Consider the following 26912-nt stretch of genomic DNA (forward strand, 5'->3'; position numbering starts at 1 on the left):
ATCGTCCCGTAGGGTGCGTGCATGACCATCCGCCGCCTGGCCCAAGACGACCTGGACGACTGCACCCGCCTGGCCGAGGACCGCAACTGGCTCCCCGAGCGCCACAAGTGGAGCCTCCTGTTCGAGGTCGGCGAGGTGTACGGCATCGACGCCCCCGACGGCGACGGCCTGGCCTCCACGAACGTCCTGACCCGCTACGGCGACGACCAGGCCGTGGTCAGCATGGTCCTCACGGCGTCCAGGTACGCCAGGCAGGGGCTGGCCCGCCGGCTCATGGAGCACGTCATGGAGCAGGCCGGCGACCGTACGGTCTCCCTCTTCGCCACCGACAACGGCCGGCCCCTCTACGAGCAGCTGGGGTTCCGCACCGTCGGCGGGGTCGTCAAGCACACGGGCGTGTTCGAGGGCGAGCCGTCGGGCCGGACCCGCCCCGCCGCGGAGGCTGACCTGGACGACATCGTGAAGCTGGACGCCGAGCTGTTCGGGACGGACAGGTCGGCACTGCTGGGGCGGATGTTCGACTTCGGCGAGCGGGTACGGGTCGCGGACGGCGGCTTCGGCCACTGCTGGCGCAACGACGACAACACCGTGATCGGCCCGGTCGTGGCGCGGGACGAGGAGACCGCGCGGGCGCTGATCGGCGACCTGGCGCTGGACGTGGGCGGCGAGGTTCGGATGGACCTGGACGAGACGATGGCCGGCCTGGTCACGTGGGCGGTGGCGCACGGCATGGGCCACCCGTGGCGGACCGCGAGGATGGTGTACGGCGGCGACCTGCCCGGCGACCGGGCCCGCCAGTTCCTGCCGTTCATGCAGGCGCTGGGCTGACCGGACGGGCCGCTCGCCCAGGCCACCACGGGGCCAGGACGGGCGGCTCGCCCAGGCCACCACACGGCCGCCACGGGTTGACCGGGCGCGCGGCGCTCTCGTAGGGTCGGTCGGCCAGAATATGATTCTGCCGAAGGGCGATCATGACCTCCACCCACATCGACGTCAGCGCCATCGACTTCGCCGAGCTCAGCGCGTGGATGGACACCCGGGGCCTGCCCGGCGGCCCGATCGCGGGCGTGGCGCCGGTCCTGGGCGGCACGCAGAACGTCATGGTCCGCTTCGAGCGCGGCGACCACCCGTACATCCTGCGCCGGCCTCCCCTGCACGCCCGCAGCAGGAGCAACGAGGTGCTGCGCCGTGAGGCGCGGGTGCTGGCGGCGCTGCGCGACACGGCGGTGCCCGCGCCCAGGCTGGTGGCCGCGCAGACCGCGCGGGAGCCGGTGTTCTACCTGATGGAGCCGGTCGACGGGTTCAACCCCTCGACAGGGCTGCCGGAGCCGCACGCCTCCGACGCCGCGATCAGGCACCGGATGGGGCTGGAGGCCGCCGCCGCGCTGGCCGAGCTGGGGCGGGTCGATCCGGGGGTGCTGCCGGGGTTCGGCAGGCCGGAGGGGTTCCTGGAGCGGCAGGTGCCGCGCTGGCTCAAGGAGCTCGACTCGTACGGCGAGCTGGACGGCTATCCGGGCCCCGACATCCCGGGCCTGCCCGAGACGGCCGGCTGGCTGAAGAGCAACCTGCCCCGGACGTTCACCCCGGGGATCATGCACGGCGACTACCACTTCGCGAACCTGATGTTCGCCTGCGACGGCCCCCGCGTGGCCGCGATCGTCGACTGGGAGATGTGCACGATCGGCGACCCCCTGCTCGACCTCGGCTGGCTGCTGGCCACCTGGCCCAGCAACAACGGCCACGTCCCCGGGCTGCCGGAGCCGCGCGAGCTGATCGAGTACTACGCGGCGCTGTCCGAGCGCGACCTGTCGGCCGTCGGCTGGTACGCGGTGATGGCCTGCTTCAAGCTCGGCATCGTCCTGGAGGGCTCACACGCCAGGGCGTTCGCGGGCAAGGCACCAAAGGACATAGGGGACGCTCTCCACGCAACCACCCTGGAGCTGTTCGAACGGGCACAAGAGTTTATGGACGGCGTTCTCAGCTGATTTCCGGAAAAACGATCACTTCTTAACCCCAGAGTCGTACAATTGCGCGCAATTGCACTTGTTATCGGGGAAGGATCGTCATGCGAATGCGGTTCCTCGGCTCCACCTCGGAGGCGGGCGCCTGTCCCACCCTGTACGAGACCGACCGCGGCACCATCGTCGTGCAAGGTCTGCAAGTCACCGACGCGGAGGCGCTCGCGGACCTCCGCGACGTGCTCGACGGCGAGACCGCGGTCGAAGTTCCGCGCGAGCTCATCACCGAAATCGCCCGCCGGGTCCTCCCCGACGGCCCGGCAACCGCTTTCCCGACCAGCGGAGGAACACTCTCGGCAACCGGTTGATCACAATTGCGAGTGATGCTGGCATGATCCACGCAAGCAGGGCTAGCCTCTTGCGGCGTGACGTCGTTTCAGCAGGCGCGCATCGACCTCGGCGGCCAGCTACGCCAGCTGCGCGAGGGCGCGCATCTGTCGGGCAAGGAGCTGGCCCAGCGGTTGAGCTGGCAGCCGTCCAAGGTCTCGCGCCTGGAAAACGCCCGGCAGACCGCCACGGAGGATGACGTGGTCGTGTGGGCGCAGGCCGTACGCGCCTCGCCCGACACGACCGACGAGCTCATCAGGCAGGCCATCGCGCTGCTCGAACGGCACGACGACTGGAAGCAGCGCCACCGCAGCGGCCTGGCCGCGCTCCAGGAGGACATCCGCGACCTGGAGGCGCGCACAAAACTGTTCCGCGTGTTCGAACCGGGCATCATCGTGGGCCTGCTGCAGACCTCCGAATACGCCAGGCACGTCTTCCGCAAGGTCAAGCGCCTCTACAGCGCGGCCGACCAGATCGACGCGGCGGTCCGGGTGCGGATGCAGCGCCAGGAGATCCTCTACGACCGGACGCGCACGTTCAGGTTCGTGGTGACGGAGGCGGCGCTGCGCACCGCCCTCGCCCCGCCCGAGGTGATGCGCGGCCAGCTCGACCGATTACTGGCGGTCAGCACGCTGCCGAACGTCGAGTTCGGCGTCATCCCGTTCAGCACGGAGCTGCCGGCGAGCCCGATCAACGGCTTCTGGATCTACAACGAGGCCATGGTCGCGGTGGCCACCATGACGAAAGACCTGGTCCTTCGCGATCCCGATGACATCGGCTTCTACGTCCGGGCATTCGACGACTACGCGAAGGTGGCGGAGTTCGAGGAAGCCGGGCGGGACGTCATCATCGGAATTCTTCACGATTACCGCAAACAAACATCACATTAAACGCAGCAATTGCTTGCCTCCCCACCCAAGATCGTGCAATTCTGTCGCGAGACGTTGCGGAGGTGACGCATGATGCTTGATACCGCGCTGTGCCTCGAGCGGTTCGCCTGGCACGCGGGTCGTCACGCTGACCTGACCGTCCAGAGCCTCGCCCTGTCGAGCGACCCGGCCTACGTGTCGGTCCGCAATCGCTTCTCGGCGACGCTGACGGAGACGGTGACGTGCTCGGACGAGGGCGCGTACATCACGTCCTGGGGCTACCGGCTGGGCACAGCCGAAGACGTCGAGTCGGCCGCCGCCCGCCTCGCCTACCTCCTCGCGGCCCTCCCCGCCTGACTCTCCTCGCACACGGCCCGAAACACGGCTTACGGCCTCCGCCGCGGCTTTTCGGCCCCACAACGCCGCCGCCCACCCCCGCGCCCGCCAGAGCACGCCCAGCGCCCCGGGACACCCCGCGCGCCAGGCGTGCCGACGACGGTCAACGGCGGCGGCTTGCGCCGTCTCCGCGTGGTTGCCCACCGGGACGTCCCTCTACCTGCTCGGCCTCGTCTACCGAGCCGGCTTGACCTCGTCAGCCGCCCCGGCCTGCCCGCCGCAGAACACTTCCTGGACGAGCCTGTCCACCAACTTCGCGTAGTCCCGGCCTGGCGGGTCGGGTCAGCAGCCGGCCTTGTAGAGGAGCTTCTGGATGTCCGGCCGGTCCACGTTCTGCGCGGTGACGATGGTGGCGTCCGTGGGGATCGACGGCGTGACCTGCTGCCCCTTGACCGCCGCGACCGCCTGCTCCACCCCCTTGGCCCCGATGTCACCGGGCAGCTGAGCGATGAGCGCCTGTACGACGCCGTCCTTGAGCTGCTTCACCTGCGCGGGCCCCGCGTCGAAGCCCACCATCTTGACCTGCCCCAGCTTGCCCGCCTGCTGGAGGGCGGAGCCGGCGCCGGTGGCCGAGTTGAGGTTCGTGGCGAAGACGCCCGCCAGGTCGGGGTCCTTGGCCAGGGCCGCGTTGACGATCTTGGAAGCCTCGGTGACGTCGTTGTGCGAGTACTGCACGCCCAGGTACGTGATCCCGGGATGCGAAGCCTTGATCTCCTCCTCGAAGCCCTTGATGCGGGCGTCCACGGTGCTCACGCCCGGGTCGGTGGAGATGACCAGCGCCTTGCCCTTGTCGCCGATCTGATCCGCCAGCGCCTTGGCCGCCGCCGCCCCGCCCTTGAGGTTGTCGGTGCTGATCCTGGACAGCCCGATGCCGGGGTCCTCGACCACCGTGTCCACCAGGATGATCTTGATGCCCTGCTGCTTGGCCTGGGTCAGCGGCGCGATCATGGCCTTGACGTCGGTCGGCGCGATGAGCATGGCGTCCGGCTTGCCCGCGACGACGGAGTTGACGATCGGCGTCTGCAACGTCGGATCGAACTTCTGCGGCCCCTGGACGTCCAGCGCCACGCCCAGCTCCTTGGCCTTGGCCTTCGCCCCGCAGGCCATGGTCTCGTAGAACTCCTCGCCCGCCAGCCCCTGCACGAGCGTCATCCTGATCTGGCCGCCGCCTCCGCTCTGCCCGCCCTGCCCGCCGCAGGCGGCGATCGTCAACAGCAGCGTTCCCAGAGCTGCCACAGCCTTGCGCATGGTGGTGCCTCCTCCTACTGGTCCCGGGCCCTGCGCCTCCACTGGTCGACGTAGACGGCGGCGATGAGCACGGCGCCCACCACCACCTGCTGCCAGAACGGCCGCACGCCCAGGATCTGGAAACCGTTCTGCAGCACGACCGGGATGAACACCCCGATGACCGTCCCGGCCACCGTCCCCACCCCGCCGAACAGCGACGTGCCGCCGATCACCACGGCGGCGATGGCCTGCAGGTTGTCGGTGGAGTGGGCGGACACGCCGGTGATGCCGTACTTGGCGAGCGACAGGTGCCCGGCCAGCCCGGCCAGCAGCCCCGCCAGGCCGTACACCTTGATCAGGTGCCGGCGCACGGCCACGCCGCCGCGCCGGGCGGCCTCGGCGTTGGACCCGATCGCGTACGTGTGCCGCCCGAAGCGGGTGCGGGCGAGCATGAGCGCGAGCGCGGCCGTGATGGCGGCGCAGATCCACACGATCAGCGGTACGCCCAGCCAGCGCGCCAGCCCGAGACCGAGGTTCAGGTCCGTGGGGGCGCGCAGATCGACCCCGCCGGTGAGCAGCAGGGCCCCGCCGAGCGACATGCCCAGCGTCCCGAGTGTCACGATCAGGGCGGGGATGCGGCCCAGGGCGACCAGCACGCCGTTCAGCACGCCCCACGCCAGCCCGGTCACCAGGGCGGCCAGGGTGCCGAGCGCGAGGGAGCCGGTGGCGTCGATGACCTCGGCCGCCGCCACGGCCGAGAACACCAGCACCCCGCCCACCGACAGGTCGATCCCCGCCGTGATGATCACGTACGTCATGCCGGTGGCGAGCAGCAGCAGGATGGCCGCGTCGCTGACGAGGTTGAGCAGGTTGAACGAGGTCGGGAACGCGGTGGGCGCCAGGACCGAGAACGCCGCCAGCAGCGCGACCAGCACGACGCCGATCCACACCACCTGCAGCTCGCCCAGCCGCACACCCTTCATGCGCCGCCCCCGCCCTCGCCGCCCGCGCCGCCGTCCCGCCCGTCAGGACCACCGGAGCCCGCGCCGTCCCGCCCGGGAAGCCCGCCGGGACCCGCCCCGTCCGGTCCACCGGGCCCGTCGGCCTCCTCCTGGGCCGCCAGCGCCCCGGTCATGGCCCCGACCAGCTCCTCCATCGACACCCGCGCGGTCTCGAAGCGGGCCACCCGGCGTCCGAGCCGCAGCACCTCCACCCGGTCGGACACCGCCATCACGTCCTGCATGTTGTGGCTGATCAGCACCACGGACACGCCCGAGTCGCGCACGCCGCGGATGAGGTCGAGCACGCGCTGGGTCTGCACGACCCCGAGCGCGGCCGTGGGCTCGTCCATGAACACCGCCCGCCGCGCCCACGTCACCGCCCTGGCCACCGCGACGCCCTGCCGCTGCCCGCCGGACAGCGCGGAGACCGGCGCGGTCTGGGACGCGAGCCGCACGCCGAGCCGTTCGCACGCCTCGCGCGCGGCCCGGCGCATGGCGGCGTTGTCCAGCACGCCCAGCAGGCCGAGGAGGCCGGGCCTGAGCAGTTCCCTGCCGAGGAAGAAGTTCGCCGCGGGGCTGAGGTCGGCGCAGAGCGCGAGGTCCTGGTAGACGGTCTCGATCCCGGCGCCCCTGGCCTCCTCGGCGGAGCCGAAGGCCACCGGCTCGCCGTCGATCTCGACCGTCCCGGCGTCCGGCCGTTCGACGCCCGAGAGGATCTTCGCCAGCGTGGACTTCCCCGCGCCGTTGTCGCCGATCAAGGCGACCACCTCGCCCGGCCGCAGGGTGAAGTCGGCGCCGCGCAGCGCCTCGACATGGCCGTAGCTCTTCATGATCCCGTGGGCGGCGATCAGTGGTACGGCCATAAGAACATCAAGAAGGCGATTGACATCGTTGTCAAGGCCGCCCGGCCGTCTACGGCACCCGCGCCCCCGCAGCGAGGTCGTGGTAGGCGTCCCACAGCTCGCCCAGGAACAACCGGCCGAACCTCGCCAGCCCCGCGGCCCCGTCGGGCCCCCACGTGCGGAACGTCGTCAGCTGGTGCAGGAAGTCCGGCAGGTGGATCCGGATGATCCCCGCGGCCACCACCTCGGCCTCCGCGTCCTGCGCCGGGCGGGTGTGCCCGCGCAGGATCCGGACGTACAGGGTGGAGGTGTCGGGCCACATGTCGGCCCCGGGGTCGTCGTGCACGTCCTTGAACCCGGCGAGCGTCAGCGGGGCGTCGCCGTCGCCGGTGAAGTGGAGGCGGTAGAGCATGCGCCGGCGGGCCGGCTCCTCGCCCGCCACGAACAGGTTGAACGACCCGTCCTCCACCCGCAGGCGGCCACCGCCGAGCACGGGGCAGGTCACCCACCCGGCGACGGACGCCTCGTGCCCGGCGTCGGCCACGAACCGCTCGACGTCCCCGGTGGAGATGGTGAGGTGGACCGCCAGCGGGTGCCCGTTCGCGCGCCCCAGCCGCTCGCCCTCCTCCGGGTCGGCGGAGCCGGGCATGACGTGGCCGCGCATCTCCTCGGTGAAGCTCAGGCCCGACGACGCGGCCCCGGCCTGCCGCTCCGTCCGGGAGGCCGTCCGGGGCGCCGTCACGGACGCCGTCTGGGGCGCGGTCTCCAGGACGTGCTCGCAGGCCCGGTCCGCGAGGGCGGCGATGGTCAGGGACGGATTGACGCCGACCGGGCCCGGCATGCACGCGCCGTCCAGGACGTACAGGCCCGGATGCCCGAACACCTCGCCGTACTCGTCCACGACGCCCTCCGCGGGGTGGCGTCCCATCGGGGCGCCGCCGAGCGGGTGCACCGTGATCACCCTGCGGGCCAGCCACAGGGGGTTGTCGCGGTAGCCGGCCCGCAGGACCCGTGCCATGTCCCGCATGACCGAGCGCAGCGTGCCGAAGTACGGCATGGACGTGCTGGTCGTCCAGTCGACGTCGAGGAAGCCGCGGCGCAGGCGCATGAGGCCGTCGGGGATGTCGCGGCCCATGCCCAGCAGGGCCAGCGACCCGTCGGACAGGTGCCCGTCGCCGAGCAGCGCGGCCAGCTCCGCGTTGATGCGGCTCTGCGGCGAGTGGCCGAGGAGGGCCCCGATCCTGCCCAGCAGGAACCTGCCGGCCCTCCTGGCCTGGCCGCGCGCCCCGGCGAACTCCCCCAGCCACTCGGCGAAGGGCGGATAGCCCGCGTCCTCGACCAGCATGCCCCGGCGGTCCCCCTGCCCCGTGTCGGCCGCGTCCGGCACCCGGATGGCGCTGGTGATCACCGGCCCGCGGCTGCCCTCCAGCGAGCGGTGGCGGCCGGCGCCGTCGCGGGCGTCCAGGATCAAGGTGAGGAGGTCGCCGTTGCCGCTGAAGCGGGCCCCGAGCATGGGGCTCAGGCCGGGGAACTCCGACATGCACGTCAGCAGCAGGTACGTCGTCCCGAGCGTGCCCGCGGCCAGGACGAGCCGGTCGCAGGTGATCGTGCGCTGCGGCAGCCGCCGGGTGTTGACCCGCCGCCGCCCCTCGCGCGGCTCGTGCACCACGTAGCTCACGGTGTAGCCGCCGCCCGGGGCGGGGGCCAGCCAGCGCACCTCGTGCAGGGTGCGCAGGTCGGCGCCGGCGTGCCGGGCCGCCGACAGGTAGGTGTGGTCGAGGGAGTTCTTGGCGCCGTCGTTGCAGCCGAGGTTGCACTCGCCGCGCAGCCTGCACGTCGTACGCGGCAGGCCGTGCAGGTTGCCGTACTCCGGGTCCGGGATCGGCAGGCCGGGAGCGGGCTGGGCGCCGGGCTCGGGGGCGAAGGCGACGGCCAGCGGCGGCAGCTCCCACTCCAGCCCCAGCCGCCCGGCCGCCTCGCGCATGGCGAGGGTCTTGGCCGTGGTGTCGTACGGAGGCCGGCCGAGCGGGTAGCGCTGGGGCTGCAGCATGCGCTCCACCGCGTCGTAGTGCGGGTCGAGGTCGGCGCGCGTGACCGGCCAGTGTTCGTAGCCGCCGCCGGGCAGCGGGCTCTCCTTGACGAACCATCGCTCCGGCTTGCGCAGCAGCACGTTGGCGTAGATGAGGGAGCCGCCGCCGAGCCCGCTGGAGACGACCGCGTCGAGCCCGCGGAAGCTCCACAGGTCGAACAGTCCGAGCAAGCCCTCGCTCGGGTCCCACAGGTTGCGGGCCATCGCGGCGGGCGTCCGCGGGAACGAGCCCGGCGGGTACGGCCGGCCGCGCTCCAGCACGACCACCCGCAGCCCCGCCTCCGCGAACCGGTAGGCCGCCACGGAGCCCCCGAACCCCGAGCCCACCACGACGACGTCGGCATGCTCACCGGCAGGGCGTCTTGCCAGGTCAGGACCGTTATGGCGCATTGTTCTCTCCCTCGTCCGGAATGGTCCGAAATGGGGGGAGAGGTAGAATGCAAGAGTAACCGATCGGTGAGCTGAGCACCGGAATCAGGAGTCCAGACCAGGACTGCCGGCCCGCGGCCGGCGGCAACCCGAGATGGCGATCGGTATGCATGGACGACCCGCTACACACGAACGCGTCGTACCCTTCACCGCCGGAGACGGCAAAAGCCTGCGGCTCGTCAACGTGCGCGGGCACACCCCGCCGGCGAAGGCCCCGGTCATCCTCGCGCACGGCGCGGGGGTCCGGTCCAGGGTGTTCCGCGCCCCCGTACCCGCCAGCATCGTGGACGTGCTCGTCGCAGAGGGCTACGACGTCTGGCTGGAGGACTGGCGGGCCAGCATCGACCTCCCGCCCAACCCGTGGACGCTGGACCAGGCGGCGAAGTACGACCACCCCGCCGCGGTGCGCAAGATCGTCGAGGAGACCGGCGCGGACCGGATCAAGGCGATCATCCATTGCCAGGGCTCGACCTCGTTCATGATGTCCGCGTGCGCGGGCCTGGTGCCCCAGGTCGACACGATCGTCACGAACGCGGTCTCCCTGCATCCGGTCGTCCCGCGCTGGTCGCGGGCCAAGCTCCGGTACGCGGTGCCGGTCACGCGCAGGTTCCTGCCGTACCTCGATCCCTCCTGGGGCGACCACCCGCCGCCGGGCGCGGCCGCGCTGATCACCCAGCTGGTGAAGGCGGCCCACGCCGAGTGCGGGAGCACGGTGTGCAAGCTGGTCAGCTTCACGTACGGCAGCGGGGCCCCCGCGCTGTGGCGGCACGAGAACCTCGGCGCGGCCACGCACGACCTCTGGATCCCGCACGAGTTCGGCCCGGTGCCGCTGACCTTCTTCCAGCAGATGGACAAATGCGTGCGCAGCGGCCACCTGGTCGCCTACGAGCACTTCGACGGCCTGCCGGACGACTACACGGCGCAGGAGCCGCGTACCGACGCCCGGATCGTCTTCCTGGCCGGCGAGCTGAACCGCTGCTTCCTGCCGGAGAGCCAGCGCCGCTCCTACGACTTCTTCTCCCGTTTCGCCTCCCACCACTCCCTCCATCTCCTTTGCGGATACAGCCATCTGGACGTGTTCTTCGGCGAGCGCGCCCACCGCGACGTCTTTCCGCTGATCATCGAGGAGCTGGCCGGCACGCCGGCCCGGCACAGGGGGGACCGATGACCTTCATCGCACGACGCCGGCGCCCAGCCGGCAGAGTCTCAGGCCGATTCGCCGACGTGGACGGCATCCCGTTCCGGATGCCGGTGGGGACGCTGGGCAGCCCGGCGCTCATCGCCGCGTACCCGATCGACCCGCGCGGCGCGCGTGAGGCGCTGCCGCAGGAGCTGAGCCCGTACCGGGTGCGCGGCGAGGGGGTGCTGGTGATCGCGGTCATCGACTACCAGGACACCCCGATCGGCACGTACGTGGAGTTCGCCACCGGGATCCTGTGCACGCCGGGTGATCGGCCCGCGCCGCCGCTGCTGCCGCTGCTGTTCGGCTCGCTCTTCGGCACCGGCGTCTACATCGCCGACATGCCGGTGAGCACGGAGATCTCCGTCAAGGGCGGCCTCGGCATCTGGGGCATGCCCAAGCGCCGCGCCTCACTCGACTTCGTGACGAGCGAGTCCACGGTCAGCAGCCAGTACGACCTCGACGGGCAGCTCGTCATGCGCGTGGACGTGCCGCGACCGCCGCGGGCGTGGCTGCCGCTGCGCTACACCGCCACCGGCTACGCCTCCTTCCGCGGGATGCTCTGGAAGTCGTCCGTCGCGCTCCGCGGCCGGATGGGCCTGACGTGGGGCGGCGGCCCGGAGGACCGGCTCCTCATCGGCGAGCACGAACGCGCGGCGTGGCTGAAGCGGCTGGACATCCGCGACCGGCCGATCCTGACGGCCTACCTCCCGTCCGTGAGCGGGGTGCTCGACGACCACGTGGAGAGCTGGTTCCTCACCTCGGCCACGCCTCCCCCGCCGTCCCGGGAGGGCCTGGAGTCCGTGGTCGGGCTGGGTCTCGGGCAGGACCGGCTGCCGCCGCCCGACCGCGCGGCGACGGACCGGCTGCTGAGCCCGTCCCGGCCGCGCGAGTACGTCACTCCCGCGCCGTAGCCGACCGCCGACCACCCACGGGGAGATCCGATGAAGCACCGCCTGCGTACCGCCGCGCGCCTCACGGCCGCCTCCGCCCACGCCACCGCGCCCACCGCCGACTCCACCGCCGAGTCCACCCGCGTCGAGGCGCCCGAGCGCGCCCGGCCGCCCGCCGACTGGGAACGGCCGGTCGCCGGGGCGGGCTACCGCCGCTCGTGGTTCTGGACCGCCTACGAGGCCCTGGCCCACGCTCTCGACCGCCGCTTCGGCTGGCACCGGCTGCCCACCCCGCTCGGCCTGGCGGTCCTGGTGGGCGTCCGCAACCGGCTGCGTAAACACAACCTGTACGACACCGGCCGCCTGCCCGCCCTCGGCCCGCCGCCACCCGCCCCGGACCCGAAGGGCCACGAGGTACGGCGGACCGCCGACGGCTCGTACAACGACGTGGACCAGCCCTCCATGGGCATGGCCGGCACCCGGTTCGGGCGGAACGTCCCGCTCGACCACACCTACGCCGAGCCGCCCGAGCGGGTCATGACGCCGAACCCGCGCACGATCAGCCGGCGGCTCATGACGCGCACCCGGTTCCAGCCCGCGCGCTCTCTCAACGTGCTGGCCGCGACCTGGCTGCAGTTCATGATCAGGGACTGGTTCAGCCACGGGATCAGCCCGTCGGAGGACCCGTGGACCATCCCGCTGGAGCCGGGCGACGACTGGCCCCAGCCCCTGCTGACGATCCCGCGCGTCCCTCCCGACCCGACCCGCCCGCCCGGCTACGAGGGGCCCGCGACCTCGCTGAACACGCTCACCCACTGGTGGGACCTGTCGCTGGTCTACGGCGTCGGCGACGAGGAGCAGCGCGCCCTGCGCACCGGCACCCGGGGCAGGATCCGTCATCGCCCGTCCGGGACCCGCGCGATGGCCGGGGGCAAGGCCGACCCGACCCGCGAGCCGGGCTTCTGGCTCGGCCTGGTGATGATGCAGGGCCTGTTCGAGCACGAGCACAACGCCATCTGCGAACGGCTCCACGCCGAGTATCCCGCCTGGGGCGACGACGAGCTGTTCGAGCGCGCCAGGCTGATCAACGCCGCGCTCGTCGCCAAGATCCACACCGTGGAGTGGACGCCCGCGGCCATCAGCCACCCCACGGCGGTGACGGGCCTGCGGGCCAACTGGTGGGGCCTGGCCTCCGAGCGGATCAACAGAGCGCTGGGACGGATCAGCCGGAGTGAGGCGATCAGCGGCATCCCGGGTTCGCGGACTGACCACTTCGGGGTGCCGTTCAGCATCACCGAGGAGTTCTCGGCCGTCTACCGGATGCACCCGCTGATCCCCGACGACTACAGCCTGCGCCACCTGCGCGACGACTCCGGGATCCGCAACAGCACGCTGCGCGAGCTGTCCGGCCCCGCGGCGCTGCGGGTCGCCTCGGCCATCTCAGCCGCCGACCTGCTGTACTCCTTCGGGACCGAGCACCCGGGCGCGATCGTCCTGCACAACTTCCCGCGCCTGCTGCAGGAGTTCGAACGCCCCGACGGCAAGCTGGTGGACCTGGCGGCCACGGACCTGATCCGCTGCCGGGAGCTGGGCGTGCCCCGCTACAACGAGTTCCGCAGGCTGCTCGACCTGAAGCCGGCGACCGGGTTCGACACGCTCACGGACGATCCGGCGCTGGCGGAGGAGCTGCGTGAGGTGTACGAGGGCCGGCTGGAGGACGTCGACCTGATCGTGGGCATGTTCGCCGAGAAGCGCCCGGAAGGGTTCGCCTTCAGCGACACGGCCTTCCGGGTCTTCATCCTCATGGCCTCCCGGCGGCTCAACAGCGACCGGTTCTACACTCCCGACTACGCCGAGCGCGTCTACACGAAGGCAGGGCTGGACTGGATCGCGAACAGCACCATGGCCTCCGTGATCCTGCGCCACCATCCGGAGCTGCGCCCGGCCCTGCACGGCGTGGACAACGCGTTCGCGCCGTGGCACAGGTCCCGCGTCACGGACTGAGGTGCCGTCCCCGCCGTCACGCGAGCCGGTCGTCGTCCGACGGCAGGTCCGCGCCCGTCGCGGCGGGGACCGGCATGCCGGCCTCCACCCAGGCCAGCAGCCTCGTGCCGGGGCAGTCGGTGTTGCCGACCTGGGTGTGGGCGCGCTTGGCCAGCGTACGGCCGGCCTTGGCGCACGCCTCGTCGTACAGGGCGCGGATCTTCAGCTTCGCCTCGTCGCTCGCATGGTTCAGGCCGATGTAGGCGCATCCGATGCCGCTGACGTTGTGATTCGTGGCGTGGGCTCCCTGCACCTCCCAGCCGCGCCCCTCGTACACGGTGCCGTCGTCCCGTACGAGGAAGTTGTAGCCGATGTCGTTCCACCCCCGCTCGTCCATGTGGAAGTCCTGGATCTCGCGCGGCGTCTGCGTCGTCGGCCCCTCGGTGTAGTGGACGACGAACTCGACGCGCTTCGACCACGGGACCTGGATGACGTCGTCCGGGTCTCTCGGCGGGCGGGCGTTCCAGGCACGGCGCTTGACGATGCTGATCGCCATGGTGTCTCCCTCGTAAGTGCTCGACTTTCCGCAGGTTAGGCGGCAGGCGGGCGGGAGAGCCGCATGCGACGCGCGGAGATGCCGGTCTCGTTGGCCATATTTCATCCAGTCTTGAGGTGACTTCGGCCTTTATGCGCAGATGGCCCAGGAATGAGCGGGTTGGTGGTGGGGGCGCCGTCGAGGCGCCCCTCTCCCGTCACGCGGCGCAGTCGTAGAGGCCGTCCTGGCCGTCCACGGCCTTGCAGTTCTGCTGGACCCAGGTCGTCACCTCGGTGTTGCCCCGGCCCGGACCGCCGCGGTCGCCGCCCGACAGAACGTAGCGGAGTTGACCAGAGGAGGTGAGCTCTTTGAGCCGATCCACGGTCATCGCCGCGTCGCTGCCGGTGAAGCCGCCCATGGAGAGCACCGGTTTGCGGGTGGACAGGATGGTCGGCGACGCCTGCATGGCGCTGTTCACCGCGACCAGCCAGGTGGCCTTGCCCTGGTTCGCCAGGAGGTACTTGACCATGGAGTCGCCGATCCCGCCGCCGGGACCGCCGCCGCCCATGAAGCCCGCCCGGCCGGTCCGCCCCGTCCCGGAACCCGCGTCCTGCCCGCCGGGCAGCTGACCGTTGGGGGTCTGGCCGTTGGGGGTCTGGCCGTTGGGGGTCTGGCCGTTGGGGGTCTGGCCGTTGGGGGTCTGGCCGTTGCGGAAGTCGCGGCCGGGGAACTGACCGGCGGGGAACTGGCCGCCCGGGCCGCCGCCCATCCGGCCGAAGCCCATCTGTCCCGCGTTCGGCCCGGCGGTCGGGTTCGTCCCGTTCACCTGCGACCCCAGCGGGGTGACGGCGAACGCGGCCGGCCCGGCCAGGCCGGCGACCACCGTGGCCGCCAGCGCGACGGCGGCGATCCTGACCGTCACCTGCGCCCGCACCCTGGCCAGCACCAGCACCACCACGGCGGCCAAGGTCGCCCCGAGCACGACCCAGGCCAGCCACGGCGCCCAGTCTGGCGTGCGGCGCAGCACCACGAACGACCAGCCGCCCGTCAGCGCCACCGCCAGCGGCAGCGCCCAGGCCCAGGTCCGCGACCGCCGGTACTCCTGCCACATGGCCGCCCCGCCCATCCCGCACAGCGCTGCCACGGCAGGCGCCATCGCGGTCGTGTAGTACGGGTGGAAGGTGCCGCTGGAGAAGCTGAACACGACGTAGTGGACGACCAGCCAGCCGCCCCACACCAGCCACGCCGCCCCGGACGGGCCCTCGATCCGGCGCACCCGCATGATCACGGCGAACGCCAGCGCCACCACGCAGAACGGCAGCAACCAGGAGATCTGCCCCGCAAGGATGTCGTTGAACAGCCGCCCGGCCCCGGACTCCCCGCCGAAGCCGCCACCACCGCCCCCACCACCGGCGCCGCCACCAGGACCGCCGCCCTGGCCGAAGATCCGGCCGAGACCGTTGTAGCCGATCACCAGGTCCCAGACGGAGTTGTCCGTGGAGCCGCCGACGTAGGGCCGCGAGTCCGCGGGCCAGAGGTCGACGATCGCCATCCACCAAGCGCTCGACACCAGCATGACCACGCCGGCCGCGAGCAGGTGCCCCACCCGCCTGAGCCACGGCAGGCCGGCGCACAGCAGGTACGCCAGCGCGAAGGCCGGCACCACCAGGTACGCCTGGAGCATCTTCGCGTTGAAGCCCAGCCCCACGAAGAGGGCGCACATCAGCAGCGGCCGCAGACGGCCGGTACGCAGCGACTCCAGGCAGAACCAGGCCGCCAGTACGAGCAGCAGCACGAGGATCGTGTCGGGGTTGTTGTCCCGGTTGATCGCCACGGTGATCGGGGTGAGCGTCATGACCACGGCCGCGACCAGGGCCGCCGCGTCGGCGTACGTCCTGCCGGAGCAGGCGCGGCGCACGGCGGAGTAGACCAGGCCGACGGCGGCCACCCCGGCCAGGGCCTGCGGGAGCAGCATGCTCCACGTGCCGTAACCGAAGATCCGCGCGGACAGCCCCATCACCCACAGCGCCAGCGGCGGCTTGTCCACGGTGATGAACGACCCGGCGTCCAGCGCGCCGAAGAAGAACGCCTTCCAGCTCTGCGTGCCGGAGAGGATGGCGGCGGCGTAGTACTCGTTGGCGTTGCCGCTCAGCCCCCACGCGTACAGGACGAAAGCGACGGCGAGCACCGCCCACATGGCGGGCCGCGACCAGCGCGGGTCCTCCTCGGCGCCCAGGAAGACGCGTGCGGGCAGGCTGCGGCTCGGTGCGGCCCGGTGCCCGGACCGCATGGCGGTGTCGGTCATCGTGCCGACCTCCGCTTGGGGTTGAAGACCCACACGCGCAGCAGCAGGAAGCGGACCAGCGTGGCCGCCGCGTTGGCGATGATCACCGCGACCAGCTCCACCCCGTGCGAGACGCCGTCAGGCAGCAGCGACAGGCTCCCCGAGGTGAGCGCCAGCCCGACGAAGAACGCGATCAGGCCCTCGAACTGGTGCCGCATCGCCCCGCCCGAGCCCTTGACGCCGAACGTGAAGCGGCGGTTCGCGGCGGTGTTGGCCACGGCCGTGACCAGCAGCGCGATCGCGTTGGCGGCCAGCGGGGAGACCAGCTGCCGCAGCAGCGAGAACAGCGCCAGGTACGCCAGCGTGCTCACCACCCCGACGATCGCGAACCTGGGCAGCTGCTTGGCCATCCCCTTCGGCAGCTCGGCCCGCTCGACCCGGGCCGGCACCGGGATGCGGGCCGCCCCCGACAGCGTCTTGTGCGCGACCCTGGCCAGGCCGCGCAGGTCGTCGAGCGCCGTCTGAACGATGTCGACCCGGCTGTCCGGATCGTCCACCCAGTCCACGGGCACCTCGTGGATGCGCAGCCCGTGCCGCTCGGCGAGCAGCAGCAGCTCGGTGTCGAAGAACCACTGCTCGTCCTCGACGCCCGGCAGCAGCGCCTGCGCGATCTCCGTACGGACCGCCTTGAACCCGCACTGCGCGTCCGAGAACCCGGCCCCCATCACCGAGCGCAGCAGCAGGTTGTACGAGCGGGAGATGAACTCGCGCTTCGGCCCCCGCTCCACCCGGGAGGCCCTGGCCAGGCGGGTGCCGATGGCCAGATCGCTGTGGCCGGACAGGAGAGGCGCGACCAGCGGGAGGAACGCGTCGAGGTCGGTGGACAGGTCCACGTCCATGTAGCTGACGACGTCGGCCTCACTCTGCGACCAGACCCGCCGCAGCGCCCGGCCGCGCCCCTTCTCGTCGAGGTGCACGGCCCGCACGTGCCGGAGCTCCTTGGCGAGCTCGGTGGCGATCTGCCAGGTGTTGTCGGTGCTGGCGTTGTCGGCGATCGTGATGCGGAACCCGTAGGGGAAGTTACTCATCAGGTACGTCTGCAGCCGGGTGATGCTCGCACGGAGCGCCCGCTGCTCGTTGTAGACCGGGACGACCACCTCGACCAGGCGCGTCCTCACTGCTGTTATCTCCATGCAGCCAGCTCACGGGTCGGGTCTTTAACGGGACTTATCCGATTCTGAGTTACGCATGAGAGTTCCGGGAAGGTCCATAGTCGCGATCGCTCCGCCACCTGGCGCGTTCGACAGGCTTACCTGTCCTCCGGCCTCCGTGACGGCCTGTGCCACGATCGCCAGGCCCAGCCCGGACCCGGGCAGGCCACGGGCGGACGGGGAGCGCCAGAACCGCTCGAAGACGTGCGGCAGCTCCTCCTCCGGCAGCCCTGGGCCGTGGTCGCGCACGGACAGCCGGCCTTGCCACAACGACACCTCGACCTGGCCGCCGGGGCTGAACTTGGCGGCGTTGTCGATGAGGTTGAGCACGGCGCGTTCGAGGGAGGTGGCGCTGCCGACGACGTACCAGGGCCGCAGGTCGCTGACCACCTCGGCGCCGCGCAGCCTGGCCCGCTCGACGGCCGCCGTCACGATCTCGTGGAAGGCCAGCTCGACGTGCGGCTCGTGCTCGGTGTCGCCCCTGGCCAGCTGGAGGAGGTCGGCGACGAGCGTGGACAGCTCGGCGAACTGGGCCTTGACGTTGGTCAGCAGGCGCTTCTTGGCGTCGGGGTCGAGGCTGCGGCCCGTCTGCTCGCTGCGCAGGAGGAGGTCGATGTTGGTGCGCAGGGTGGTCAGGGGGGTGCGCAACTCGTGGCCGGCGTCGGCGACGAGCTGTTTCTGGCGCTCGCGGGAGCCGGCCAGGGCGGTGGTCATGGCGTTGAAGGAGGAGGAGAGGCGGGCGATCTCGTCGTTGCCCTCGACGGGGATGCGCGTGTCGAGGTCCTCGGTCCGCGCGATGTGCTCGACCGCCCTGGTCAGCCTGCCCACCGGGCGCAGCGCGGCACGGGCGATGAGCAACCCGGCGGTCGCCGCGGCCAACACCCCCAGCGCGGCCACCGCGCCGAGGAGCAACGCCACCATCTTCAGCGTGTTGCGCAGCTCGCCCAGGGGGACGGCGTCCATCACGGCCACGCCCGGTGCCACACTCTCCGTGAGAATGCGCATTTCCGTGCCGTCCGCCCTGAGGCCGTTGTGCGGATGCGCACGCCCGCCTGCCGCCACCCACTTGTCCTCCTCGGTGATCACGAGAGCGGGCCCCTCGTAACAAGACGGGCTGCCGTCGGCGAAGATGATCTGGGTCGAGCGCTGCGGGCCATAGTGCTCTTGGGAGCGCGGGACCGGCCCGCACACCCGCTGGAGGTACTCGAACTGCTGACGCGGATTCTTGCCGGGCGGATTGCCGAGCTGCCGGTCCACCTGCTCGTAGAGCTGCGCTCGCACGATCATGAAGCACGCGCCCGCGCTGACCGCGATGGCCAGGGCGACGGCCACCGCGACCAGGAGCGTGAGGCGGGTGCGGAGGCTGCGCCAGATCACGGCGTGGTCCGTAGGACGTACCCCACCCCGCGCACCGTGTGGATCACGCGGGGCTCGCGCCCGGCCTCGGTCTTGCGCCGCAGGTACATCACGTACACGTCGAGCGAGTTGGACGTCGGCTCGAAGTCGAACCCCCACACCTCGCTGAGGATCTGGTCCCTGGTCAGCACCTGCCGAGGATGCGCCAGGAACAGCTCCATCAGCAGGTACTCGGTGCGCGTCAGGTCCAGCCGGCGGTCCCCGCGCGTGACCTCCCTGGTCGCCAGGTCCATGCGCAGGTCGCCGTACGTGAGAGTGTCGCCGCCCTCGGCGGGGCTCGCGTTCAGCGCGCCCCGCCGCAGCAGGGCGCGGACGCGGGCCAGCAGCTCGTCCAGCTCGAACGGCTTGACGAGGTAGTCGTCGGCCCCCGCGTCGAGCCCCGACACCCGGTCGCCCACGGCGTCGCGGGCCGTGAGCATGAGGACCGGGATGTGGTTGCCGGAGGCCCGCAGCCGCCGGCAGGCGGTCAGGCCGTCGAGCCGGGGCATCATGACGTCCAGAAGCACCGCGTCGAAGGAGTCGGCCGCGACCGCGTCCAGCGCCGCCTGCCCGTCGTTGGCCGTGACGACCTTGTAGCCCTCGAACTCCAGGCTCGACTGCAGTGCCTCGCGCAACGCGGGCTCGTCGTCCACTACCAGCAACCGTACGGGCTCACTCATGCGACAAACGCTAGAGGCTCATCATGAAAACCTGATAAACGCACTCATGCGCGTTCCATGAGGATCACCACGCGACGGGCATCGAGGTGAGGCCGAAGATGGGGCCGTCGCTCTTGATCGGCAGCTCCTCGTCCGGCACGGTGACCCGCAGGCCCGGGATGCGCTCGAACAGCGTGCGCAGCGCGATCTCCATCTCGGCCCTGGCCAGGTTCTGGCCGAGGCACTGGTGAACACCGTACCCGAAGGCCACGTGGTGGCGGGCCCCGCGCTCGACGTCGAACTCGTCCGGCCGCTCGAACGCCCGCTCGTCCCTGTTGGCGGAGGCGCCGAGCACGAAGATGCCCTCGCCCTTCCTGACGAGCTGTCCGCCGATCTCCTGGTCCTCGACGGCCACCCGGTCGAAGGCCACCCAGTCCACGATCGAGTGGTAGCGCAGCAGCTCGTCCACCGCCATGGGCCACTTGTCCGGGTTCTCGCGCAGGGCGGCGAGCTGGCCGGGGTGGCGCAGGAGGGTGAGGGCGGCGAGCGGGATCATGTTCGCCGTGGTCTCGTGGCCCGCGACGAGCAGCAGGAAGGCCACGCCCACCAGCTCGGCGTGCGTGAGCCGGCCGCTCTCGATCAGCCGCCCGAGCAGGTCGTCCTTGGGCTGCTTGGTCGCCTCGGTGATCAGGGTGCCGAGGTAGTCCCTGAGCTCCGTGATCGCCCGGAGGCTCGCTTCGGGGCCGTCGGCGTGGGAGAGCATCTGCCGGGTACGCGACTGGAAGAACTCGCGGTCGTCGACGGGGACGCCGAGCAGCTGGCAGATGACCAGCGACGGCAGCGCCAGCCCGAACGCCTCCACCAGATCAGCCTCGCCGCCCTCGGCCAGCATGACGTCGATGAGCTCGTCCACGGTGCGCTGGATGCCGGGCCGCAGCTCCTTGATCCGCCTGACGGTGAACTCGGGGATGAGCAGCCGCCGGAACCGGCTGTGCTCGGGCGGGTCGAGGTCGATGAAGTGGCCGATCGCGAACTCCGCCGCCGCGGCCCGCTCCTCGGGAGTGGGCGGCTCCGGTCTGAACGCCCAGTTGGGGTGGCCGGGGGTCGCCGGGTTGGTGCTGATGCCCGTGCCCGCCAGGACCTCTTTCGCCGCGGCGTGCCGGGTGACGAGCCAGACGTCCCCGCCGGGGAGCGTGGCTCGCACGAGAGGGGCCTGCTCGCGCATCCGCTCGTACTCGGGCGGGGGCGCGAACGGGCACGTACGCTGGACAGGGAAGTTTTCCGCCATAGTCTGCTCCCTACAAGCCGGATCGCATTGCTTACTTACGCGAAAGTAAGCAATCGTGGGGCCGGCCGTCAAGTGATGGGAGCGGAATGGCAGGGCGGCGGACGGACACGAGGGATCGGATCCGGCAGGTTGCGCTGGAGCTGTTCGCCGAGCAGGGCTACGAGCAGACCACGCTGCAGGAGGTGGCGGAGCGGCTGCAGATCACCAGGCCGGCGCTCTACTACCACTTCAGCACCAAAGAGGCGATCCTGGAGAGCGTCGGGGAGCGGCTGGCCGAGTCGATCGACGAGCTGGTGGAGTGGGGGCACGCGCAGCCCAAGACCGCCGGGTCCAGGCGGGAGATCCTGCGGCGGATCGGCGAGCTGCTGGAGGGGCAGTGGCGCCCGCTGTTCAAGTTCGCGCAGGTGAACCAGGGCGTGATGCAGGGCTTGCCGGCCGGCGAGCGAATGCAGACGGGGATCGTCAAGATGGTGTCCCTGCTGGAGGACCCGGACGCCGGTCCGGTGCGGAAGTTCGAGGCCCGGCTGGCGGTGTTCGCGGTGATCCTGGGCAGCGTGCCGTTCCTCTTCGACCTGGACGTGCCGGAGGCGGAGCGGGCGTCCGTGGCCATGGAGGTCGCCACGAGACTGATCGCGGAGGACTAGCGCCAGGGGCACTGCCGCACGCGACCGGCACACCGGGCTGGCGGCGGGGGCTGGTGCGGAGGAGCGGCGCGCGGGGTCAGCGTTTCAGCACCGACATGGCCGCGTTGTGGCCGGCGATCCCGCTCACGCCGCCGCCCCTGCGGGCGCTCGCGCCGCACATCAGGATGCGCTCATGCTCGGTCTCCACGCCCCACCTCTCGCCAGCTTCCGTGTACGGCCAGCTCAGGTCGGTGTGGAAGATGTGGCCGCCCGGCAGCCCGGCCTCGTTCTCCAGGTCGACCGGGGTCTTGGCCTCGACGCACGGGGTGCCGTCGGGGGCCCTGAGCAGGCAGTCCTCGATGGGCTCCGCGAGGACGGAGTTGATGGAGGCGAAGGTGGCGTCCAGGGCCGCCTTTCTCGCCTGATCCGGATTTTCCCGGAAAAGGCGGGCGGGCATGTGCAGGCCGAACAGCGTCATCGTCTCGGCCTCGCCCCTGAGCCCGGGCCCGAGAATCGACGGGTCGGTCAGCGAATGGCAGTAGACCTCGGCCGGCGGCACCTCCGGGATCTCCCCTCGCGCCGCCTGCCCGTAGGCGGCGGCGAGCTGGTCCCGGCTCTCGTTGATGTGGAACGTGCCGCTGAAGGCCGCCCGCGGGTCCACGGACGCGTCCTTCAGCCGGGGCAGCCTCGTCAGCACCATGTTGACCTTCAGCTGCGCGCCCTCGGGGACCCTCCCGGGCCTGCCGAGCACCCGGTCGAGCACGGCCGGCGGCAGGTTGACCAGCACGTGGCCGCCGTTCACCGTGTGCTCGCCGCCCTCGTCCGCGAACGTGACCTCGCCGGACGGCGAGATCCCGACGATCTCGGCCCCGGTCCTGATCTCGGCGCCCGCCCGTCTGGCCGCCGCCTCTAGGGCCCCCGAGACGGCGCCCATGCCGCCGACGGGGACGTTCCACTCGCCGGTGCCGTCGCCGATCACGTGGTACAGGAAGCACCGGTTGGCCGCCAGATCGGTGGCGGGGTCGGCGAACGTGCCGATGAGCGCGTCGGTCAGCACGACGCCGCGCACGGTGTCGTGCCCGAACCGCTCCTCCACGGTCCGGCCGATCGGCCGCCCGAACAGGTCTCGCCACGCCTCGGGGCCGACGAGCCGTTCGACCTCGGCGGCGGACGGGAGGGGTTCGAGCAGCGTGGGCGCCAGGGCCTGCGCCACCCGCGCGGTCATGCCGTAGAAGTCCTGCCACGCCTTGTGGTCGGCCTCACCGCCGGTGACACCCCGGAAGGAGGCCGCCGTCGCCGCGGCGTCCTCGTTGTCGACGAGCAGGCCGGTCTCGCCCGTGGGCGTGTACGAGGCGTAGCGCCGGCGGCGCAGCTCCAGGTCCAGCCCCAGATCGCGGACGATCGCCGAAGGCAGGAGGCTGACCAGGTAGGAGTAGCGCGACAGCCGTACGTCGACGCCGGGGAAGGCCCGCGCGGAGATCGCCAGGCCGCCCACGTGGTCGTGCCGCTCCAGGACGAGCACGCTGCGCCCCGCCCCGGCCAGATAGGCGGCCGCCACCAGCCCGTTGTGCCCGCCTCCGGCCACGATCACGTCATACGACCCCATCTCCGCACCATACGACCCCACCCACACCACCCGTCAACGCTCAATCGCGGACATTTCTCCCCTAACTCCCGGCCCCACCCGACACCAAGGGGATCACTGGCGGGCGCCGCGTCCCTGTGTGATCCTCAGGTGGACCGCCACTTGATCAGCGCCGTAACCAGCTACTTTCCCGACAAATCCCGTAAAATACGTCTTTCGCCCTAGTAGGCCCGGACCACCCAAGGAGCACGAAACTCACCATGCGCACCACCCCCGACTCCGTTCTGCAGCCGTCCGACGAGGTCGCCGAGGCCCTGGCGAACGGCGCGCCCGTCGTCGCCCTGGAGTCCACGATCATCTCCCACGGGCTGCCGCAGCCGCGCAACCTGGAGGTGGCGCGCGAGCTGGAGGGGATCGTACGGGCGGCCGGCGCCGTCCCGGCCACGATCGCCGTGCTGGACGGCGTGCCCCGCATCGGTCTCGACGAGATCGGGCTGGAGCGCATCGCGACCGAGTCCGGCCTGCGCAAGCTGGGGCAGCGGGACCTGCCCGTGGCGGCGGCGCTGAAGGCCAGCGGCGCGACCACCGTGTCGGCCACGTCCTTCCTGGCCGCCCGCGCCGGCATCCGCGTCTTCGCCACCGGCGGCCTCGGCGGCGTGCACCGCGGCTGGACCGAGGACCAGGACGAGTCCGCCGACCTCGACACGCTGGCCCGCACCCGCATCACCGTGGTCTGCGCCGGCGTCAAGTCGATCCTCGACGTGCCCGCGACGCTGCAGCGCCTCGAGACGCGCGGCGTGAGCGTGGCGGGCTACCGTACGGACACCTTCCCCGGCTTCTACCTGCACTCCTCCGGCCAGCCGATCGAGTGGCGGATCGAGTCGCCCGCCGAGGCGGCGGCGATCATGCGCGGCCAGGACGCGCTCGGCGGCCAGGAGACGGCGCTGATCGTCGCCAACCCCGTCCCCGTGGACCAGCAGCTCGACCCCGAGCTCCACGACCGCGTGCTGGCCGAGGCGCTGGCCGCCGCGGAGGGGCAGGGCGTCAAGGGGCAGGCGATCACGCCGTTCCTGCTGGGCTACCTGGTGGACGGCACCGGCGGCGCCTCCCTGGAGGCCAACCTGGCCGCCGTACGCGGCAACGTCGCCCTGGCCTCCCAGATCGCCCTCTCATGGGCACGACCATGACGAACGACCTGACGGGCGCCCAAACAGGCGCCCGGACAGGCGACCTGACGGGCACCCGGACCAGCGACCTGACGGGCGCCCAGACCGGCGACCTGACGGGCGATCTCACGGGCGCTCAGACGGGCGATGCGACACGTGATGCGACGGGACGTGACGCGACGGGCAGCGTGCCGGGCAACGCTCTGCTCGTCATCGGCGACGTGGTCACCGATGTGGTGGCGTTGCACGGTTCGCCGGTCATGTCGGGCACCGACACGGCCGCCGACATCGTCCTGCGCCCCGGCGGCTCCGGCGCGAACACCGCCGCCTGGGCCGCCCGTCTCGGCGCCGACGTGCGCCTGCTGGCCAGACTCGGCTACGACAGCAACGAGTGGCACACCGCCGAACTGGCCAAGGCGGGGGTGCGCCCGTACGTCTCGGTCGATCCCGACCGCCCCACCGCCGTCGTGATCGCGATGGTGGACCGGAGCGGCGAGCGGACGATGCTCACCAACCGCGGCGCGGGCGGCCTGATCTCCGAGGCCGACTGGGACCCGGCCCTGCTCGACGGCGTCGCCCGGCTCCACCTGTCCGGCTACCTGCTGTTCGCCGAGGGCGGGCTGCGGCTGGCCAGGCTGGCGATGGCCGAGGCCGCCGCCGCGGGGATCGCGATCAGCGTCGACCCGGCCTCCACCGGCCCGCTGCGCGACTTCGGGGTTGAACGTTTCATCCGCGAATCCGCCCCTGCCGGCCTGATCCTCCCGAATCTTGATGAGGCCCTCTTGCTCAGTGGGGCCACGACGGCGGAGCGCGCCGCCGTACTCTTGAGTGAGACATACGGCACAGCGATCGTGAAGCTGGGAGCGGGGGGCGCGCTGGCCGCGGTGGACGGCGAGGTCGTCGCGGCGGCGGCAGGCGCGTCCACCGAGGTCGTGGACTCGACGGGAGCGGGTGACGCGTTCGCCGCCGGGTACCTCACCGGGGTTTTGCAGGGTGTCAGCGAAGAGGCGGCTTTGGAGGCAGGTTGCCGTGCTGGTGCCGCATGTGTGGCCCAGGTGGGCGGTCGGCCACGGTACGGTTTGGAGCTGAACCGTCTTTACCCTATTCACACTGATTGATAGCTTGCCGCGTAAGCTGCACCATTAGCCACACGCGTTTCGGTCAGCACCACGCGGCTCACTGGGGAGGATAAGGTCCGCCGATGGAAGTCGAGTCATCGATCTGCCTGAGCGACCTAGTCCCTGCTCTGCGCTGGAGCCGACCACAGCAGGTGGCCGAGGCGTTGGGCGATCCACGGCTGCCGGCGGGATGGTGGCACTCCCTCGCGCTGTCCAGGGCACTCGGCACGGCGGGGCTCGACTGGATCTGCGAGCGCCTGGCGCGGCTGGCCTCCTCCCGCTGGGACTACCTGCCGCTGGCCGACCTACTGCCCGCGCTGACGGTTCACCACATCGATCCGGCGCTGCCGGGCTGGCCCGAGGCCACCCGTACGGCGATCACCGGGCTCGGCGGCTGGCAGCGGCTGCGCCGCCTGTCCCCCAGCGACCTGGGCACGCCGTCGGCGACGCCGGAGGTGGTGATCGGCTCGGTCTTCCGCGAGATCCTCGGCCGCATCCCGGCCCAGCGTGAGGCCCCCGCGGCCGATCATCCCGAGGTCACCCGGCCGCTCGTCCGTGGCACGGGCCCCTTCCCCGTACAAACCGACCCGGTGCCCCAGACCGGCATGTTCGCCGCCCAGAGCGGCGCCGCTGAACGCCCCTTCGCGAACCAGGGCCAGGCCGCCGACGCCGCGCCGCAGCGCCCGGCCGCCGCCGCGGGCCCGCGCCAGACGGGCTCGTTCCCGGTCCAGCAGCCCCCGGGCACCGGGCCGCTCGCCGCCCAGGGGCAGGACAGCGGCCAGGGGCCGCAGACCGGTTCCTTCCCCGCGGTGCCCGACCGCTCCTCGCCCGCGTCGCCGAGCCGCCAGACCGGCTCCTTCCCGGTCCAGCCGGGGCAGGACGGCAGCGGGGCGCCGCGCCAGACGGGGTCGTTCCCCGCGCAGACCGGCTCGTTCTCGGCCCAGCCGCAGACCGGTTCGTTCCCCGCGCCGCAGCAGGGAGAGGAGCCGCGGCAGGGCTTCGCCGGCGAGGGCCTCCCGCCGCGCCCGGCCCCCGGCCAGCCCGAACGCACCCCGCAGCGCCCAGCGGGTCCCCAATCCGGCTCCCAGGCAGGCTCTCAGCCCGGCCGCCAGGACCACGGCTCCGCCTCCGGCGGCCCCAGCACCGGCTCCATGCCAGCCGTCCCGGGCGGTCCCAGCACCGGGTCCATGCCGGCGATCCCCGGCGGTCCCAGCACGGGATCCATGCCCGCCGTCCCCGGCGGCCCCAGCACCGGCTCTATGCCGGCGATCCCCGGCGGCCCCAGCACGGGATCCATGCCCGCCGTCCCCGGCGCGGCGAACGCCTCCAAGAGCAACGGGACCCCGAGCTACCCCGCGCCCGTGCCCGCGCCTGTGCCCAGCGCCCCGGCGGTCCCCGCCAGTCCCGTGCCGACCGACGCCGACCACGCGATGGTCCGGGTCGTGGACAACCTGTTCCGCAGCCTGGACAAGCTGGAGCTGGCGGTGGCCGTGCACCGGCTGTTCGCGGAGGACCCGGTCAGCCTGCGCACGCTCGCCCACAAGATGCTGGTCGACCGGGATGCGCTCTCCCAGGCCCAGCGCACGGCCGAGGAACGCGTCCTGCACTGGCTGCGCTCCTCGGAGTCCGCGCCGGTCACGGGCCACATGTTCCGCCTGACCGAATGGCTCGGCGCGGCGGCCACCGAGGACCAGCTCATCGGTGCCGACCCCGCCCACCCCGTGACCGTCCCGTCGCTGCGCACCCCGCTCTGGCGCGTGCTGGTGACGCTCATGCCCGACCGCCGCTTCCAGG

Annotated in this window: 22 protein-coding genes and 1 pseudogene; 12 read left to right on the top strand and 11 right to left on the bottom strand. The window is 71.8% G+C overall.

Annotated features, from left to right (window positions below; genetic code table 11):
- The first annotated feature begins 21 nt into the window (after positions 1-21).
- From ABZS69_RS13285 to ABZS69_RS13305, 5 genes are all read left to right on the top strand, one after another.
- Positions 22-828 carry a GNAT family N-acetyltransferase gene (locus tag ABZS69_RS13285; RefSeq protein WP_355370581.1) on the top strand — a complete coding sequence of 269 codons (807 nt, stop codon included), beginning with the start codon at positions 22-24 and terminating at the stop codon, positions 826-828.
- Between the two features lie 143 nt (positions 829-971).
- A complete protein-coding gene (locus ABZS69_RS13290; RefSeq protein WP_355370584.1) occupies positions 972-1985 on the top strand; it encodes a phosphotransferase family protein in 1014 nt (337 codons plus the stop codon).
- 80 nt (positions 1986-2065) lie between these two features.
- Complete coding sequence (locus ABZS69_RS13295; protein WP_355370587.1) at positions 2066-2326, top strand: hypothetical protein; 261 nt, start codon at positions 2066-2068, stop codon at positions 2324-2326.
- A gap of 57 nt (positions 2327-2383) precedes the next feature.
- Positions 2384-3235, top strand: a complete 852-nt coding sequence (locus tag ABZS69_RS13300; RefSeq protein WP_355370590.1) for a helix-turn-helix transcriptional regulator — start codon at positions 2384-2386, stop codon at positions 3233-3235.
- A gap of 69 nt (positions 3236-3304) precedes the next feature.
- Positions 3305-3571: a hypothetical protein gene (locus tag ABZS69_RS13305; protein ID WP_355370593.1), complete on the top strand. Its 267-nt coding sequence runs from the start codon at positions 3305-3307 to the stop codon at positions 3569-3571.
- A gap of 321 nt (positions 3572-3892) precedes the next feature.
- On the opposite strand, the gene ABZS69_RS13310 is transcribed toward ABZS69_RS13305, so the two are convergent.
- Genes ABZS69_RS13310 through ABZS69_RS13325 form a run of 4 tightly spaced genes read right to left on the bottom strand, consistent with a single transcriptional unit; the run spans position 3893 to position 9159 of the window.
- Positions 3893-4858, bottom strand: a complete 966-nt coding sequence (locus ABZS69_RS13310) for an ABC transporter substrate-binding protein (protein WP_355370596.1) — start codon at positions 4856-4858, stop codon at positions 3893-3895.
- A 14-nt stretch (positions 4859-4872) separates the two neighbouring features.
- Positions 4873-5820 (bottom strand): ABC transporter permease, encoded by a 948-nt coding sequence (locus ABZS69_RS13315; protein ID WP_355370599.1) that lies wholly within the window; start codon positions 5818-5820, stop codon positions 4873-4875.
- A complete protein-coding gene (locus tag ABZS69_RS13320) occupies positions 5817-6701 on the bottom strand; it encodes an ATP-binding cassette domain-containing protein (protein ID WP_355370601.1) in 885 nt (294 codons plus the stop codon). Before ABZS69_RS13320 ends, ABZS69_RS13315 begins: the two co-directional genes overlap by 4 nt.
- A 49-nt stretch (positions 6702-6750) precedes the next feature.
- Positions 6751-9159, bottom strand: coding sequence for a GMC oxidoreductase (locus ABZS69_RS13325; RefSeq protein WP_355370604.1), 2409 nt, complete (start codon positions 9157-9159; stop codon positions 6751-6753).
- A gap of 145 nt (positions 9160-9304) precedes the next feature.
- On the opposite strand from ABZS69_RS13325, the gene ABZS69_RS13330 reads away from it, so the two are divergent.
- The 3 genes from ABZS69_RS13330 to ABZS69_RS13340 are packed head-to-tail and all read left to right on the top strand — an operon-like array spanning position 9305 to position 13275.
- Entirely contained in the window at positions 9305-10366 is a 1062-nt protein-coding gene (locus ABZS69_RS13330; RefSeq protein ID WP_355370606.1) for a hypothetical protein, read from the top strand.
- Positions 10363-11292: an acetoacetate decarboxylase family protein gene (locus ABZS69_RS13335; RefSeq protein WP_355370608.1), complete on the top strand. Its 930-nt coding sequence runs from the start codon at positions 10363-10365 to the stop codon at positions 11290-11292. The genes ABZS69_RS13330 and ABZS69_RS13335 overlap by 4 nt, the downstream gene beginning before the upstream one ends.
- A gap of 30 nt (positions 11293-11322) precedes the next feature.
- The gene (locus tag ABZS69_RS13340) at positions 11323-13275 is read left to right on the top strand and encodes a peroxidase family protein (protein WP_355370611.1); all 1953 of its coding nucleotides are present in this window, start codon (positions 11323-11325) and stop codon (positions 13273-13275) included.
- Between the two features lie 16 nt (positions 13276-13291).
- On the opposite strand, the gene ABZS69_RS13345 is transcribed toward ABZS69_RS13340, so the two are convergent.
- From ABZS69_RS13345 to ABZS69_RS13370, 6 genes are all read right to left on the bottom strand, one after another.
- The gene (locus ABZS69_RS13345; protein ID WP_355370615.1) at positions 13292-13810 is read right to left on the bottom strand and encodes an N-acetylmuramoyl-L-alanine amidase; all 519 of its coding nucleotides are present in this window, start codon (positions 13808-13810) and stop codon (positions 13292-13294) included.
- A 196-nt stretch (positions 13811-14006) separates the two neighbouring features.
- Positions 14007-16094, bottom strand: coding sequence for a glycosyltransferase family 39 protein (locus ABZS69_RS13350; RefSeq protein WP_355370618.1), 2088 nt, complete (start codon positions 16092-16094; stop codon positions 14007-14009).
- Positions 16091-17251 (bottom strand): bifunctional glycosyltransferase family 2/GtrA family protein, encoded by a 1161-nt coding sequence (locus ABZS69_RS13355; protein WP_355370620.1) that lies wholly within the window; start codon positions 17249-17251, stop codon positions 16091-16093. The genes ABZS69_RS13350 and ABZS69_RS13355 overlap by 4 nt, the downstream gene beginning before the upstream one ends.
- Before the next feature lie 39 nt (positions 17252-17290).
- Positions 17291-18661 (bottom strand): HAMP domain-containing sensor histidine kinase, encoded by a 1371-nt coding sequence (locus ABZS69_RS13360; protein WP_355370623.1) that lies wholly within the window; start codon positions 18659-18661, stop codon positions 17291-17293.
- Positions 18658-19359, bottom strand: coding sequence for a response regulator transcription factor (locus ABZS69_RS13365; RefSeq protein WP_355370626.1), 702 nt, complete (start codon positions 19357-19359; stop codon positions 18658-18660). Before ABZS69_RS13365 ends, ABZS69_RS13360 begins: the two co-directional genes overlap by 4 nt.
- A 64-nt stretch (positions 19360-19423) precedes the next feature.
- Positions 19424-20626: a cytochrome P450 gene (locus ABZS69_RS13370; protein ID WP_355370629.1), complete on the bottom strand. Its 1203-nt coding sequence runs from the start codon at positions 20624-20626 to the stop codon at positions 19424-19426.
- A gap of 86 nt (positions 20627-20712) precedes the next feature.
- Here ABZS69_RS13370 and ABZS69_RS13375 point away from each other — a divergent pair, with 86 nt between their 5' ends.
- On the top strand, positions 20713-21270 hold the full coding sequence (locus ABZS69_RS13375) for a helix-turn-helix domain-containing protein (RefSeq protein ID WP_355370631.1): 558 nt from the start codon (positions 20713-20715) through the stop codon (positions 21268-21270).
- A 76-nt stretch (positions 21271-21346) separates the two neighbouring features.
- Here the strand turns inward: ABZS69_RS13375 and ABZS69_RS13380 are convergent, their stop codons facing one another.
- Entirely contained in the window at positions 21347-22855 is a 1509-nt protein-coding gene (locus tag ABZS69_RS13380) for an NAD(P)/FAD-dependent oxidoreductase (protein ID WP_355370634.1), read from the bottom strand.
- A gap of 239 nt (positions 22856-23094) precedes the next feature.
- Here ABZS69_RS13380 and ABZS69_RS13385 point away from each other — a divergent pair, with 239 nt between their 5' ends.
- The 3 genes and pseudogenes from ABZS69_RS13385 to ABZS69_RS13395 form a co-directional block, all read left to right on the top strand.
- Complete coding sequence (locus tag ABZS69_RS13385; protein ID WP_355370637.1) at positions 23095-24021, top strand: pseudouridine-5'-phosphate glycosidase; 927 nt, start codon at positions 23095-23097, stop codon at positions 24019-24021.
- Positions 24018-25118 (top strand): PfkB family carbohydrate kinase, encoded by a 1101-nt coding sequence (locus ABZS69_RS13390; protein WP_355370640.1) that lies wholly within the window; start codon positions 24018-24020, stop codon positions 25116-25118. Before ABZS69_RS13385 ends, ABZS69_RS13390 begins: the two co-directional genes overlap by 4 nt.
- 83 nt (positions 25119-25201) lie before the next feature.
- Positions 25202-26912 (top strand): annotated as a pseudogene (locus ABZS69_RS13395) (hypothetical protein); the annotation flags it as partial.

Origin of the sequence: Nonomuraea sp. NPDC005650 (assembly GCF_040605375.1) — a bacterium.
GTDB lineage: Bacteria > Actinomycetota > Actinomycetes > Streptosporangiales > Streptosporangiaceae > Nonomuraea.